The sequence below is a fragment of the Sphingomonas pokkalii genome, assembly GCF_003096275.1.
GTDB lineage: Bacteria > Pseudomonadota > Alphaproteobacteria > Sphingomonadales > Sphingomonadaceae > Sphingomonas > Sphingomonas pokkalii.
The window spans coordinates 3706700-3721001 of record NZ_QENQ01000001.1 but is presented as its reverse complement, the minus strand read 5'-3'; the positions used below and the strand labels follow the sequence as shown (position 1 = coordinate 3721001).

Sequence of the window (14302 nt, the reverse complement as noted above, 5' to 3'; positions counted from 1 at the left end):
TCCTTGTCGTGGCCCCGTTGTCCAGAGCATTGTCCGCACCTTTGGGCCTTCGGCACACGCGCGAAATTGCGCGTGCGGCCCGCGCCTTTGTATTTCCGGCCAGCGCTAGCCGGCCCGGCCCGCGACCAGCGCGACCACGCGAAGCGGGCTGCCGGAGCCGCCTTCGATCTTCAGCGGGCTGGCCAGAATGATCGATCCGAACACCGGCAGCTTATCCAGGTTGGTCAGGCATTGCAGGCCGAAACGGCCATTGCCGTGCAGGATGCTGTGCGCCGGCAGCGGTTCCGCGAAACGCGAGGCCTGCCCCGCATCGGTGCCGACCGTCTCCACACCGAGCCCGACGCAATCCCGATCATGGACCAGAAAGCGCATCGCATCGCCGTCCGGCCCCGGCGAATGCGCGCCATCGTCCTTCAGGTTGAGATATTCGGGCGTGCCCACCCGCTTGTACCAGTCGGTGCGCAGCAGCACCCAGTGGCGCGGCGGAATGCGGCCATGTTGCGCCTCCCATCGCTCAAGCGCCGCACGGGTGAGGATGAAATCCTCGTCGGCGGCGCTTTCCGCGCTGATATCGATGACGACCGCCGGATGGACGAAATCGCGCGGAACCACGCGATCGACGGTGCCCTCGGGCACGTCCCGGCCGGTGATCCAATGCGCCGGCGCGTCGAAATGCGTGCCGGTATGCTCGTTCATCGAAATGTTGTTCCAATACCAGGCCGGGCCATCGGCATCGTACCGCGAGACCCGCTCCATCCGAAACGGCTCGCACTGGCCGAACTCGGCGGGCAGCACGATCACCGGAAAGTCCGGCGAAAGCGTATTGGTCAGGTCGACGACCCGAATGGTCCCGTCGGCGAGGCCGCCGGCAAGGGCGGCAAGCGTTTCGGCAGCGCCGGTCATCCATTCTGCTCCCTAAGCGTGGTTGCCGGATCGGCCAACCAGCGGTCCATGAGATCGCGGGCGACATCGCCGACGCAATGCTGTTCGCGCCCCAGCGCGAGGGCATCGATCACCCCCTGCGCGAGCCGAGCGGGCGCGACGCGAGGCGATGGCTGCGACTGGTGGTCGGCATCATCGATCGCACCGGCGAAGACCGCCAGCACGCGCACGCCCGCAGCGCGCATTTCGTGCCGGAAGCTCTGCAGCAGCGAATGGCGCGCGGCTTCGGCGGCGGAAAAGCCGGCGAACCGGGCATCGCCGGCAAGCGCGTGGATCGACAGGATATCGACGAACGCGCCGGCGGGCCGCCCGGCAAGGATCGGCGCCACCGCCTCCGCCAGGCGCAGCAGGCCGAGCACCCCCAAATCGAGCGCGCGCTTCTGGTGCAGCAGGCCGGCATCCGCGCGGACGCCGCCGGGCCGCACGAAGCGGGCAGTGTTGACGACGATGTCGATCGGGCCGCCGAGCTGGGCGATGCAGCGGGCGACCGATCGCCCGTCCGTCAGATCGAGCGGAACCTGGCGCACGCCCGCGGCGCGGCGCGGATCGTCGGCGGCCAGGGCCGGCACGGAGGGGGCGGAGGTTCCGGCGAACACGGCGCCCGCCCCCGCCGCGACCAGCGCGCGGACGACGGCCTTGCCGAGCGCCGTGTCGCCGTCGGTGACCAGCACCGCACGGTCGTGCACCGGCACGACGAATTCGCGCCACTGCGGATCGGCCATCGGGTCTTCTCCTTGGACGGGCAAGGCGAACAGGGCCGCGTTACCGCCCTTATCGAGCATCAGCTGCATCGCCGCGCGGTCGCCGACGGCAAGGTCGCGGTGGAGATGGACGATCGCGACCGGACCGGCATCCAGCGCGGCGGTGCCGATCCGCCAGGGCAGATGCGCCTGGAAATAGAGATCGGTGGTCGTGCGGATCACGGTTTCGGCGAGGATGGTCGCACCGCGCGCCTGATCCGCCCAGGCGAGATCGCCCCAGCAGGCCGGACAGATATCGCGCGGCGGATAGGTGACCGCACCGCAATCGGTGCAATGCTGGAGCACGAACCGGCCCAGCGCGGCATGTGCCGACATCGCGTGCATCGCCCGGCTCCGCAGGGCCGGCGGCACGTGCCGCTCGATCGGGCGCGTCAGCGGATCGCGGACGGGGCGATAGGGCCGACCCGCCGTCATGCCGCGCGCTCGATCACCGCCGCGCCGGTGCATACGCCGCGATCATAGTTCACCAGGCCGAAGCCGGAGAGGAGCGCCCGCCGCGCTTCCGGCACCTGCGCACCGAGCGGGCAGCCCAGCACCTGCCGAAGCCCCTCGGTCACGTTCTGGAAGCCGCCCGCCGCGCCCGCCTGACCGGCCGATAGCTGGCCGCCATTGGTGTTGAGCGGCAGATCGCCATCGATCTCGAAGCGAGTGGCGCGAAGAAAGGCACCGATCTCGCCCTTGCCGCAGAAGCCGAGATCCTCGAGCTGCATCGCGACGATCACCGGATAATCGTCATAGACCTGCACCGTATCGACGTCGCCGGGGGCGATGCCGGCCCCCTGCCAGAGCGCGTCGACATCCATCGCCCAGCCGCCGCGCCACTGCACCGGATCGCCGGCAAACGCATTGTGGCGCTCGATCGTGGCCAGCACGCGCGCGACCGGCAGTCCGTACCGGGCCGCGACCTCGGGCGTGGTGACGAGGAACGCCTCGGCACCGGCGCAGGGCATCACGCAATCGTAGAGGTGTACGGGATCGGCGATCGGACGCGCGGCAAGATAGGCATCCAGCGTCAGCGGCCGGCGCTGCAAGGCGCAGGGATTGCTCTGCGCATTGCGCCGCTGGGCGACGCAGAGCCTGCCAAAATCTTCCCGGGTCACGCCGTTGCGCCGCATATAGGCGTCGGTGATCAGCGCGAAGGTGGCGTTCGGCCCGCCGAACCCATAGGGATAGACGGCATCGCGCGAGAAGCGCGAAAAGCCGGCAAGCCCCTGCCGGAAGCTGTCGATATGGTTGGTATCGGCGGCGACGCAGGCGACGATCTCGGCATCGCCGCACTGCACCGCCCGGGCGGCGCGCCGCAGCGCCATGATCCCGCTCGCTCCGCCGGTCGGCAGATGATCGAGCCAGCGCGGCGCCAGCCCGAGATGCTGGATCATCCCCACCGCGCTGTCCGGCACCGAGGTGAAGCTGGCGAAGCAGAAGCCGTCGACATCGCCCGGCCGCAGCCCGGTGGCGTCGGCAAGCGCGCGCATCGCCTTGCCAGCCCACCAATGGGCCGAACGATCGGAGAAACGCTGATAGGGCACCGTCACCGGTGCACAGACGACCACGCCGTCATAAGGCACACTGGCGCGCATCAGACCTGCCGTTTCTTGAGCGCGCGCGTGTCATGAAACCCGCCCGCCTCCATCAGCGCGGCGACCTGATCCTTGAGCGCGGCGCGCAGGATCTTCTCGGTCGGCGTGCGCGGGAGCGCATCGACGAATCCCACCCAGCCCGGCGCCTTGTAATAGGCCATCTGATCGAGCGACCATCGCACGATCGCCTCGGCCTGTTCGGCGCTGCGATAGGCGGGCGGGCAAACGATCAGCGCCGCCACCTCGTCCCCGCGCAACGCATCCGGCGTTGCCGCCACCGCGGCCTGCTGAATCAGCGGATGCCGGCCGAGCACGGTTTCCACCTCGACCGCGGCGATGTTCTCCCCGGAGCGGCGGATCACGTTCTTCTTGCGATCGACGAAGTGCAGATCGCCGTCCGCATCCCGCGACACGATGTCGCCGGTGTGGAACCAGCCATCCTGCCACGCCTCCTCGGTCGCCTGCGGGTTCTTCAGATAGGCCTGGAAGAAGCCCTTGCGGGGATCCGCCCCCGTCCGCCGGACCAGCAACTCGCCCGGCGCATCGCCGGCGACGTCCACCCCCTGATCGTCGACGATCCGGATCGCGACATCGGACGACGGACGGCCGAAGCAACTGGTGCCGATCTTGCGCGGCTCGCGGCTCGCGCAGATCGTGCCGCCGCCGCCGGTTTCGGTCATCGCCCAGGCTTCGATCAGCGGAAAGCCGAAGCGCGCCTCGAACACGCCGTGCAGCGCCGCCGGCACGCCGGCGCCGAAGCCGAACCGGACCGCGTGGGCGCGATCCTCCGGCGAGGCCGGCGCCTTCATCAGAATCGACGGCATGACGCCGAGATAATGGAGGCAGGTCGCACCGCTCTGCCGCACCGACTGCCACCAGCTGCCCGGGTGGAAGCGATCGAGCAGGATCAGGCAGCCGCCCATCGTCACCATCGCCAGCACCGAAACGGCCATCGCGTTCATATGGAAGACGGGTAGCGGCGTCAGCATCCGCTCCACACCGGGACGCAGCGCGATCAAGCCGCCGACATCGCGATACCAGTCCCCCGACTGGAGGAAATAGGCGTTGGTAAGCACGCACCCCTTGGGACTGCCGGTCGTGCCCGAGGTGTAGAGCAGCGCGGCCTCGGTCGCCGAATCCGGTGCCGCCGCCTGCACGGCCGGGCGCGCAAGCGCCGGAATCGCTTCGCCCGGCACCGTGACGGCCATGGCGTTGCCAGCGGCGCGCGCCGCCGCCGCCACCTCGTCCCGCCGCGCCGGCAACACGAAGGCGGCGTGCATCTCCGAATGGCCGATCACATATTCCAGCTCGCTGCGCCGCAGATCGGGATTGATCGGCACCACCGACGCGCCGAGGCCGTTGAGCGCGAACCAGATCTCCAGGAAGACGGGCCGGTTCTCCAGCAGCAGCCCGACGCGCGTGCCCGCGCCGAAGCCCGCCGCCGCCAGCGCCGCCTGCCACGCCAGCACCCGTTCAAGCATGGCGCCATACGGGATCTCGCCGGCATCGATGCCATAGATGGCGGCGGTTTCGGGCAGCACCGCCAGGAAGGGGCGGTCGCGATAGATTTCGGCAGCCGCGACAAATCTCGAGAACGTCGTTTCGCTGTTCACCGCCCCTCCCCTTCCAGGATCGCGCGGCCTTCCCGGCGGCTGCGACGCTTAAATATGCATTTGCATATATCCTATGCGCAGACGGGCCGGAGTCAAGCGACCATCACGGCGGCACGGTGATTTTTGCGATGCGATCCGCGTCAGCCCTGGGCGCGGACATTCTCGATCATGCGGGCGAGCACGCGGCGGCACACCTCGATGTCGGCGGTGTCGATGCCTTCGACCAGACGCGCATTATGCTCCGCCATGTGTGGCCAGCATTCGAGCAGCAGCGCGCGCCCGGCCGGCGTGAGACCGATCTCGCGGCGGCGCTGGTCGCCGGGTGGAATCCGGCGCTCGAGCAGCCCGGCATTGACCATCGAATCGATCGCGCGGCTGGCGGTGGACTGTTCGGCAAAGGCGCGGGCGGTGATCTCGTTCACCGTCAGCCCATCCTGGATGTAGAGCACGGACAGCGTGCGCAGCGTCACCGTGTTGACCCCGCACGCGGCCAGACGCCGGTTCTGCGCCGCTTGGCCTACGGCCGAGAGACGATTGACCAGATAGGAAAGATTGCGTTCGAGCGCGTCCTGCGTCTCGGGCGGCTGCGGCCGTTCGGTGGCAGCTGCTTCCGTCTTCGCCATCGCCGAAATCCTCCCCTGCGCCTCCCGGTGGACGGCGCTATGCCCCCCGGCAGCGGCGCGGGTCAATCGAGCCGACGGTCAGCAGAAGGATTCGATCGTTCGGATCACGCCGTCCAGACTGCCGTCGCCGCTGTCCTTCACCGCCGCTTCGCGCAGCCGCCGCGCCCAGTCCGCCGCGTCCGGCCGGTTCTCGATCCGGCGGATCGTCGCGGTTACCCGGTCGAACTTCGAAAGGCCGCGGGCATGGGTATCGGAATAGCCCTTGATGAGGCGGCGGCACTTCAGCACTTCGATGCCGAGCGCATAATTCTGCATCGCGGTGTCGATCGCCTGCCGCAGCCAGGCATCGCGATGGGCGACCTCCGCGGCGTGGCGCAGCGAACCGCGCCGCAGACCGCGCAGACCGCCGAGCAGATACAAGGCGAGGAACCAGCGGATGGAATAGGTGCGCACCCGGCGCCCCTTGCTCACCCGCCGATCGAGAAAGGCATAGAGCCGCGGGCGACGCTGCAACCAGCGGCCGACGCCCAGCGGGAGCGTGCCGGCGATTTCCTCCATGCGCGGGTGCATGAACTCGGTCGTATGCAGGATCTGCTCCGCGCGGACGCCCACTTCGCGCTCGACGCGGGCACGCCGGCCCGGCCGCGTCTTCAGATCGGCGACGCGGATCACATCGTCATAGGCCATGGCGTTGGCGATATATTTGGCCGCGTTCCGCGCGAAGCCATGGCCGCGCGGCGCACCGCCGAGCAGGTCTTCGATCGCGACGGCCTTAGCGAGAAGATCGAGATACTCGTCGCCATAGCGTTCGTCCTGATAGTCGACGACCTTGGCCAGCCCGGCATAGGCGATCGGGCGCACCGCGTCCGGCACCTCGTCGTGCAGACGGGCGAGCAAGCGCGCCACCCGCCTGTCCGGCGCAGTCACCGGCACCGCGGGCATGGCGGGTACGGCCCCCTCCGGCACGGCCGGCGGCGCGGCGGGGCCGGAGCGCGCGCGCGCATAGGCGGCGTCGAACGCCTTGAGGCTTGCCGCGACGCCCTTGCCTTCCTGCTGGATCACCGCATGGAAGGCCGGAACCGCAAAAGGCAGCGCCTCCGATCCGGCCAGCGCCCCGAACATCGCCGCCGAGATGACGCTGCCGTTGCGGACCGCGAGCGCATCCATGTCGAACACGATCTGTCGCCGTGCGGTGACACCGATCGCATCCAGCACCGAGCCGCTGTCGGCGATGCCGTCGCCGGGCGCGCTCTTTTCCGCGATGGCGAGCGAGCGGTGGCTGGAGGCGATCAGCGTGGTGCGATCGGGCGTGACGATTCCGCGCAGGATCGAACGGCCCGCCTCCATGAATTCGGAGGCGAGGACGATATCGACATCGCCCGGCGTCGGCATTTGCGCCAGGATCGGCCTGCGGCCGTTCGACGCGGGCATCATCTCGACATAGTAGATCGTCGCGCCGGTGCGCTGGGCGACGCCCGGCACCGAGGTGGATTGCGCGACCCAGCCGGCATCCTCGGCAAGGCGGACGATCCATCCGGTCAGCACGCCACCGCCCTGCCCGCCCATCGCGACGATGGCGATCGAAATCGGGCGTTCGGTGGCGACGCCGGCGGGCGCCAGCGGCAGGTTCAAGGCGTCCGCCAGCATCATGCCATCTCCATCAGCGGGCGACGCATCGTGCGGCGCCGTTGCAGGAAGCGGATGGCCGCCATCCGCCACCGGTTGGTGGTGCGCTCCCAGCGGGTGGGGTTGTGCACCACATCGGCGCGATAGAAGGACGGGCAGAGCGCCACCGCTTCCGATACCTCGCCGCAATTGCCGCAGCCGACACAGCTATTGTCGATCGCGGCGACCGGGTCGTCGCGCAGCGGATCGTCGAGTTGCTTCACCGACAAGGACGGGCAGCCCGACAGGCGGATACAGGCATGATCGCCGGTGCAGACATCCTCGTCGACGCCGAAGCGTTCCTTCACCACGCGCTCGCCATTCTTGATCTTCCTGGCGACCAGCGGCTTGAGGCGGCGCTGCTTGTTGAGCATACATTCGGACGAGGCGATGATGATCTTCGGCCCCTCCGCCTCGGTGGTCAGCGCTTCCTTGAGCGTGTCGCGCATCCGGGCCACGTCATAGGTGCGGTCGACCTCGCGCACCCATTTGGCGCCCATGCCCTTCACCGCATCGATGATCGGATTGTTGGTCGCGCGATCCTTGTTCTGCGCACGCGAGGACAGGATGTCCTGCCCGCCGGTCGCCGAGGAATAGAAATTGTCGACGATCAGGAACACGCCGTCATGCTTGTTGTAGACCGCGTTGCCGATGCCGCTGGTGAGGCCGTTGTGCCAGAAGCCGCCATCGCCCATCACCGCGATCGAACGCTTCTCCGCCTTGCCGCCGAACGCAGCCGCCGATGCCGGGCCGAGGCCATAGCCCATCGTCGTGTTGCCGAGGTTGAACGGCGGCAGGATCGAAAACAGGTGGCAGCCGATATCGGCCGCGATGTGATGCGCGCCGAGATCCTGCTCGACCATCTTCATTGCCGCGAAGATCGGGCGTTCGGGGCAACCGGTGCACAGACCCGGCGGACGGCTGGGGACCACCTCCTTCAGCTTCTCGACCACCGGATGCGCAAGCACCGGCGCGGCATCGGGCACCGGCGGGCGGTTGCCAAGGAAGCGCGGCGCGCTCTCCTCCAGGAAACGCTGGAGCCCGGTCAGGAGGGCCTGCGCGGTATAGTCGCCGGCCATCGGCAGCACGTCCTTGCCGCGCACCCGTGTGGCGATGCCGCGGCGACCGAGCACCGTGTGCAGCGCCTGTTCGAGATATTCGGGCTGCCCCTCCTCGATCATCAGCACCGCGTCCTTGCCCTCGGCGAAGGCGGCGACCTCGGTATCGATCATCGGATAGGTGACATTCATCACATAGAGCGGGATCTGCGTGTTGCCATAGGCATCGGACAGGCCGAGATATTGCAGCGCGCGGATGACGTTGTTGTACATGCCGCCCTGCAGGATCAGCCCGACCGGCGCCTCCTGCGGGCCGAACCATTCGTTCAGCCGGTGTTCGCGGACGAAATCGATCGCGGCGGGCAGGCGCTGGGCGATCTTCTCGCGCTCATGCTCGTACGCGGCGGGCGGCAGCACGATCCGGCCGAGATCGCGCTTCGGGTTGCTCTGCGCCTGGGCGACGGTGAGCGGCGGCGGCACATTGTCCTTGCACGGGAAACTGCCATGCATGTGGCAGGTGCGGACGCGGACCTGCAGCATCACCGGCGTGTTCGACGCCTCGGAAAGCTGGAAGCCCTTTTCGATCAGATCGACGATGCAGGCATGATCGGGCCGGGGATCGAGCAGCCACATCTGCGATTTCATCGCAAAGGCGTGGCTGCGCTCCTGCATGATCGAGGAGCCTTCACCATAATCCTCGCCGACGATCACCATCGCGCCGCCGGTCACCCCGCCCGAGGCGAGGTTGGACAGCGCGTCGGAGGCGACGTTGGTGCCCACCGTCGACTTCCAGGCGACCGCGCCGCGCACCGGATACATCACCGAGGCCGACAGCATCGCCGCCGCGGTGGATTCGTTGGCGGAGCTCTGGAAATTGACGCCGAGTTCGTCGAGCACGTCCTTGGCATCGGCAAGCACGTCGATCAGGTGCGAGATCGGCGAGCCCTGATAGCCGCCGACATAGGCGACGCCCGATTGCAGCAGCCCCTTGGTGATCGCGAGGATCGCTTCGCCGGAGAAGACGTCGCCGGCTCCCAGACGCAAATGCTCCACTTCCCGCGCAAACGAACGCTCGGCCATCGGGCTCCTCCCATTTATATGCATTTGCATATATATCGGTAGGGTTGGTGTCAATCACCGGGCAGTTTGCGAAATCGGCAGGCCGCTGTCCGAAACGGAAATTGAGCCTGTGGCGTGACGCCGGTACCGCGGAGGCCGTTGTTTCGAGCCAGTGAGGAATTCGCGATGATCGCATCCATCCGCCGTCGCTACCACGAGGTTGCCGGCGACGACGCGCAGCCCGGCCAGTGGACGCGATCGGCCTTTCTGGGGATGCTGGCGGCGGGCGTGGTCGCGGCCGGCGCCATGCTGCCGGCGGGGCCGGCGGAGTCGGCGGGTCGGCGGCGGATCACACCGGTGACCGATCTCGACCGGTTCTACGATGCCTGGCAGGAACGCTTCAACGCCGCCGACCTGGAGGCGATGCTCGATCTTTACGTGCCCGACGCGGTGTATGTGAACCCGGAGGGCAAGCAGCTGATCGGCCATGCCGGTCTGCGCGCCGATTTCGAAAGCATGTTCGCCGCCAAGCCGGTGATCGATCTGCACGATCGCCACCACATCGCCTATCGCGACACCGCGATCACCACCAATCGCTGGACGATGACGATCCCGAAGCCCGACGGCAGCAAGGAAACGCTGACCGGTGGCGGCATCGAAGTGGTGCGCAGGCAGGCCGATGGCGGCTGGCGCTTCATCATCGACGACGCCTCGCGCGCCGCCGGCTGAGCCGTACCGCGCCCTGCCCGCGCGGTACCGCCGTCCCCCCAGTAGCCGGTCCTTATACCAGGCTGCATTGCTACCGACGCATCCAGCCTCTCCCCGTCATCCCGGCTTTCGCCGGGGTGACGATGTGGGGGACGCGGATGGGTTCTTCTCCGTGCAGGTTGGTATCAGTAGCCGCCGCCGAGCAGCGCTCCGGCGTTCGGCACGAAGCGTTCCAGCCCCAGCCGGTCCAGCATCTGGTGCGTCGTGCAGACGGCCGCGGAGACCACCGGCACGCCCACCGCATCCTGCATCCGCTGGACCACCGGCAGCGACGGCATCTGCACACAGGCCGAGGCGACGAAAGCATCGATACCGGTGCGATCGACCTGCTTGTAGATATCGAGCAGCCGTTCCGGATCGTGGCGGCCGACGTCGAGATTGTCGGGGATCTCCAGCGCGATGAAATCGCGCACCTCGATACCTTCATGCTCGATATAATCGACCACCAGCCGCGTCAGCGGCTTCATATAGGGGCAGATGATCGAGATGCGCTTGGCACCGAGCACCTTGAGGCCGTCGACCAGCGCACCCGCGCTGGTCACCACCGGCGCGGCCGCCTGGTTCTCCACGGTGCGCTGGTGGAGGCGCTCCGCCGAGACGCGGTGATAGCCGCGCCCCATGCTCATGATCGCGACGAGGCAGGCATAGCCGAGCACGTCCACCCGCGCGTCGGAAAGTTCGAGGGCGCAGCGATCGCTGTCGCGGTCCATCGCCTCCAGCTCTTCCTTCACCACCTTCTTCATCCGCATCCGGCTGGAATGGAAGGTGAACCGCTCCGGGCGCACGCCCATGCGGGCGTGGAGCATGGCGGGAATCTCGGTTTCCATCGTGGTGTTGGACGACGGCACGATCTGGCCGATCCGATAGGTGCGGCTGGGCATGGCGCTCTCCTGGAATGTCATGGATTGGGGGCCGCGGCGTCGGCGTCGTCGGCGGCGGCGAGCGGCGTGATCGAGACCGGCTGCTGCACCGCTCCGTTCACCCGCAGGTCGAAGATGTCGAAGCGGTTATAATGGCCGATGATGTCGTGCATCTGCTTGGGCTGGATGCAGCGACCGAGATCGATATCGGCATAGACGATGCCTTCCGCGTCGATCAGCGGTTCGCCCACGGTGCGACCATCGGGCCCGAGCACGCCCGAAAAGGCGCTGTTGCGGCGCTCCAGCCGCGCCCGCGCATCGGGCACCAGCGCCTCCATCGCGACGATGATCTCCTCAGAGATGGTCGAGCAGGAAACGATCGTGAACAGCTTGCCTTCGAAACTGTGGGCGGCGGCGCGCACCTTGATCGCCTCGGCCATGTCGTAATCCGCCGGGGCGACCGGCAGCGCGATATAGCTGGCGACGTGCAACAGCTCGCCCTGGGCGAGCAGCGCGAAACGGGCGAGCGTGTTGGTATTCTCGCCGCAGGCGAGCCCGCCGAGCCGGCCGATCGCCGTGTCATAGACCTTGAGGCCGGACCCGTCGCCCGGCGCCCAGGTGAGCTTTTCCGCCCAGGTCGGCACCAGCTTGCGATGCTTGCCGAGGATCGCACCGTCGGGACCGATGAACAGCATCGTGTTATAGAGCGTGCCCAGCGACACCGGGCTGCGTTCGTTGACCCCGATCACGACATGCACGCCGGCCTCGCGCGCGGCGGCACGGACCTGATCGATCTCTGGCCCCGGCACCAGCACCGAGGCGCGGATCAGCCGTTCGAACCAGGGGCTGCAGGTGACCGGATCGGCGATCCAGCTCCAATAGGGATAGCCGGCGACGAACACCTCCGGAAAGGCGACGATCGCCGCACCGTTGCGCGCCGCCTCATGGATCAGCGATGCCGCCTTCGCGACCGTGCGGTCCGGATCGAGGAAGATCGGCGCGGTCTGCACCGCCGCCGCCTTGAAGCTTGGTAGATCGAGCATGTGCCTCTCCCGCAATGCGGCGACCTCTTGCCCCAGATTGACAGCCCGACGCAATATATTTTAAGCATGAAACATATTGTCGGAGAGGAGCAGGCGCATGTCCGGGGACAGGTACGACGACTATCGCGAAGACGTTCTCGGGCGCGCCAACGTCGCCGACACGGCAGAGCTGCGGGACTTTTATCGCGACCTGGAGCGCCAGCATGCCGGCGCACTATGGACCGTCGCCAACAAGATCGAGCCATGGGAGCCCGGCTCCAGCTCGGTCCCGGTGGTCTGGCGCTATGATGCGCTGCGTTCGCACGTGCTGCGGGCGCTCGAACTGGTCAGCCCGGAAAAAGCGGGCCGGCGCGTCGTCTATCTCGCCAATCCGGGCCGCCGCGACGTGACCGCGGCGGTCGGCTGGCTCTATTCCGGCCTGCAGGTCATGGGCCCGGGCGAGATCGCGTCGGCACATCGCCATTCCGCCTCCGCACTGCGATTCATCATGGAGGGATCGGGCGCCTTCACCAATGTCGACGGCCACAAGATGACGCTGGGCCGCAACGATTTCGTGCTGACCCCCAACGGCACCTGGCACGAACATGGCGTGGCCGAGGACGGCACCGTCTGCATCTGGCAGGACGGGCTCGACATCCCGCTGATGAATGCGCTGGAGGCGAATTTCTACGAGGTCCATCCCGAACTGCACCAGGCGACAGGCTTCCCGATCGACGATTCGACCGCGACCTGGGGCAACGCGGCGCTCAAGCCCGCCGGCGCCACCTGGTCGCAGCGCTACTCGCCGCTGCTCAAATATGAATGGGCGCCGACCTACGAGGCCTTGGTGCGCTATGCGGCGGTGACCGACGGCTCGCCCTATGACGGCATCCATATGGACTATGTGAACCCGTTCACCGGCGGCCCGCCGATGGCGACGATCGGCGCATCGATGCAGCTGCTGCGCCCGGGCGAACACACCCGCGCGCACCGCGAGGTGGGCAGTTTCGTCTATCAATGCGCCAAGGGCGCCGGCTATTCGATCATCGGCGGCAAGCGGCTCGACTGGAAGGAACGCGACATCTTCGTCGTGCCGGCCTGGATGTGGCACGAACACGCCAATCTCTCCGAACGCGACGATGCCTGCCTCTTCTCGTTCCACGACCTGCCGACGATGCGGGCGCTGGGACTATACCGGGCAGAGGCCTTCGCCGATAATGGCGGGCACCAGCCGATCCTCGGCTAGGTTGCCACGCGGGCCTGAGCATCCACCCGTGGGCGGAGGTCTTCGGGCCAGGGGACCGACGCCGACGCATCCAGGTCCATGCAGACCAGTACCACCCGCGCAACGAATCGCTCGACCTCGCCGCAGCGCACCGTGCAGCGCAGATGCGCGGAACTGCGGCCGACCTGGTCCACCGCGAGCGCGAAATCGAGCCGCTCGCCCAGCCGGCTCGGCGTCCGGAAATCGACCTCGAGCTTGACCGTCGGCACGCCCAGCCGGCGCGCGCGATGCATCTCCGCAAAGCTCACGCCGATGGCGGTTTCGAAATAATCCTCCACCGCCGCGTTCAGCATCTCGAAGTAGCGCGGGTAGAAGACGATGCCCGCCGGATCGACATGGGCGAAACGCACCTGCTGGGTGGAAACGAACGTCACTTCTGCTCCTCTTCATCGGCGCCGATCGAAAGCTTGAGCGCGGCCAGCAGGTCGTAGAGCGCGGTCAGGTCGCGCTCCGACATGCCGGAGAACATCTTGCCGATCCACGCATGGTGCGCCGCCGCCAGTTCGGCGAAATGCGCCCGCCCGGCATCGGTCAGCACCGCGACGGTGCGGCGACGATCCTCGGGCGTCGACCGGGTCGCGATCAGGCCGTCACCCTCCAGCTGGCGGATCATCATCGTCACATTGCCGTTCGAGACGAGCAGCGCGCGCGACAGTTCGCCCAGCGTCAGGCCGTCGGCGTGGCGATCGAGCGCAGCGAGCACGTCGAAGCGCGGCAGCGTGGTGGCGAACTGATCGGCGAAGCGGCGGCGCAGCCGCTTCTCGATCGTCATCGAGCAGCTGAGCAGACGCAACAGCACCCGCACATCGAGCCTGCCGGCGAGCGCGCCATCATGTTTCTCGCGGATATTCTCACTCACCGATCGATGCCCCCTGCTGCGCGGCGACGCATGATACCGGCCGGCGTTCGAGCCACCGGCGCGGCCTGCCGCCCCCGCATAAGGCGCAGCGCGACCGGCGCAAAGACCGAAGCCGTACCCCCTGATCGCCGGCGCGCGCCGCGCCTCCGGCACCCACAATGGCAGGCCCATCGATCCATCCTCCAATTGCTTTAGGCTTAAACTATC

Annotated in this window: 13 protein-coding genes; 2 read left to right on the top strand and 11 right to left on the bottom strand. The window is 67.7% G+C overall.

Going from position 1 to position 14302, the window contains the following annotated elements; all coding sequences use genetic code 11:
• Positions 1 to 105: 105 nt before the first annotated feature.
• The 7 genes from DD559_RS17150 to DD559_RS17120 all read right to left on the bottom strand — a co-directional run bounded on the left by DD559_RS17150 (position 106) and on the right by DD559_RS17120 (position 9322).
• Positions 106 to 903, bottom strand: a complete 798-nt coding sequence (locus DD559_RS17150) for a cyclase family protein (protein WP_116470241.1) — start codon at positions 901 to 903, stop codon at positions 106 to 108.
• Positions 900 to 2117 carry an SDR family NAD(P)-dependent oxidoreductase gene (locus DD559_RS17145; protein WP_116471001.1) on the bottom strand — a complete coding sequence of 406 codons (1218 nt, stop codon included), beginning with the start codon at positions 2115 to 2117 and terminating at the stop codon, positions 900 to 902. The genes DD559_RS17150 and DD559_RS17145 overlap by 4 nt, the downstream gene beginning before the upstream one ends.
• A complete protein-coding gene (locus DD559_RS17140; RefSeq protein ID WP_116470240.1) occupies positions 2114 to 3283 on the bottom strand; it encodes a thiolase family protein in 1170 nt (389 codons plus the stop codon). The genes DD559_RS17145 and DD559_RS17140 overlap by 4 nt, the downstream gene beginning before the upstream one ends.
• Positions 3283 to 4896: an AMP-binding protein gene (locus DD559_RS17135; RefSeq protein WP_165831130.1), complete on the bottom strand. Its 1614-nt coding sequence runs from the start codon at positions 4894 to 4896 to the stop codon at positions 3283 to 3285. Before DD559_RS17135 ends, DD559_RS17140 begins: the two co-directional genes overlap by 1 nt.
• A gap of 140 nt (positions 4897 to 5036) precedes the next feature.
• A complete protein-coding gene (locus DD559_RS17130; protein WP_116470239.1) occupies positions 5037 to 5519 on the bottom strand; it encodes a MarR family winged helix-turn-helix transcriptional regulator in 483 nt (160 codons plus the stop codon).
• A 78-nt stretch (positions 5520 to 5597) separates the two neighbouring features.
• Positions 5598 to 7169, bottom strand: coding sequence for an indolepyruvate oxidoreductase subunit beta family protein (locus DD559_RS17125; RefSeq protein WP_116470238.1), 1572 nt, complete (start codon positions 7167 to 7169; stop codon positions 5598 to 5600).
• Positions 7166 to 9322: a thiamine pyrophosphate-dependent enzyme gene (locus tag DD559_RS17120; protein ID WP_116470237.1), complete on the bottom strand. Its 2157-nt coding sequence runs from the start codon at positions 9320 to 9322 to the stop codon at positions 7166 to 7168. Before DD559_RS17120 ends, DD559_RS17125 begins: the two co-directional genes overlap by 4 nt.
• Positions 9323 to 9487: 165 nt before the next feature.
• On the opposite strand from DD559_RS17120, the gene DD559_RS17115 reads away from it, so the two are divergent.
• Positions 9488 to 10030, top strand: a complete 543-nt coding sequence (locus DD559_RS17115; protein ID WP_116470236.1) for a YybH family protein — start codon at positions 9488 to 9490, stop codon at positions 10028 to 10030.
• Between the two features lie 164 nt (positions 10031 to 10194).
• On the opposite strand, the gene DD559_RS17110 is transcribed toward DD559_RS17115, so the two are convergent.
• Both DD559_RS17110 and DD559_RS17105 read right to left on the bottom strand, forming a co-directional pair.
• Positions 10195 to 10950, bottom strand: coding sequence for a maleate cis-trans isomerase family protein (locus tag DD559_RS17110; RefSeq protein ID WP_116470235.1), 756 nt, complete (start codon positions 10948 to 10950; stop codon positions 10195 to 10197).
• Between the two features lie 17 nt (positions 10951 to 10967).
• Positions 10968 to 11972: a carbon-nitrogen hydrolase family protein gene (locus DD559_RS17105; protein WP_116470234.1), complete on the bottom strand. Its 1005-nt coding sequence runs from the start codon at positions 11970 to 11972 to the stop codon at positions 10968 to 10970.
• Positions 11973 to 12069: 97 nt separating this feature from the next.
• Here DD559_RS17105 and DD559_RS17100 point away from each other — a divergent pair, with 97 nt between their 5' ends.
• Positions 12070 to 13197, top strand: coding sequence for a cupin domain-containing protein (locus tag DD559_RS17100; RefSeq protein ID WP_116470233.1), 1128 nt, complete (start codon positions 12070 to 12072; stop codon positions 13195 to 13197).
• Here DD559_RS17100 and DD559_RS17095 read toward each other — a convergent pair.
• Complete coding sequence (locus tag DD559_RS17095; RefSeq protein WP_116470232.1) at positions 13194 to 13610, bottom strand: acyl-CoA thioesterase; 417 nt, start codon at positions 13608 to 13610, stop codon at positions 13194 to 13196. The two genes, DD559_RS17100 and DD559_RS17095, sit on opposite strands and share 4 nt — an antisense overlap.
• Positions 13607 to 14266: a MarR family winged helix-turn-helix transcriptional regulator gene (locus tag DD559_RS20200; RefSeq protein WP_240610318.1), complete on the bottom strand. Its 660-nt coding sequence runs from the start codon at positions 14264 to 14266 to the stop codon at positions 13607 to 13609. Before DD559_RS20200 ends, DD559_RS17095 begins: the two co-directional genes overlap by 4 nt.
• Positions 14267 to 14302 lie beyond the last annotated feature (36 nt).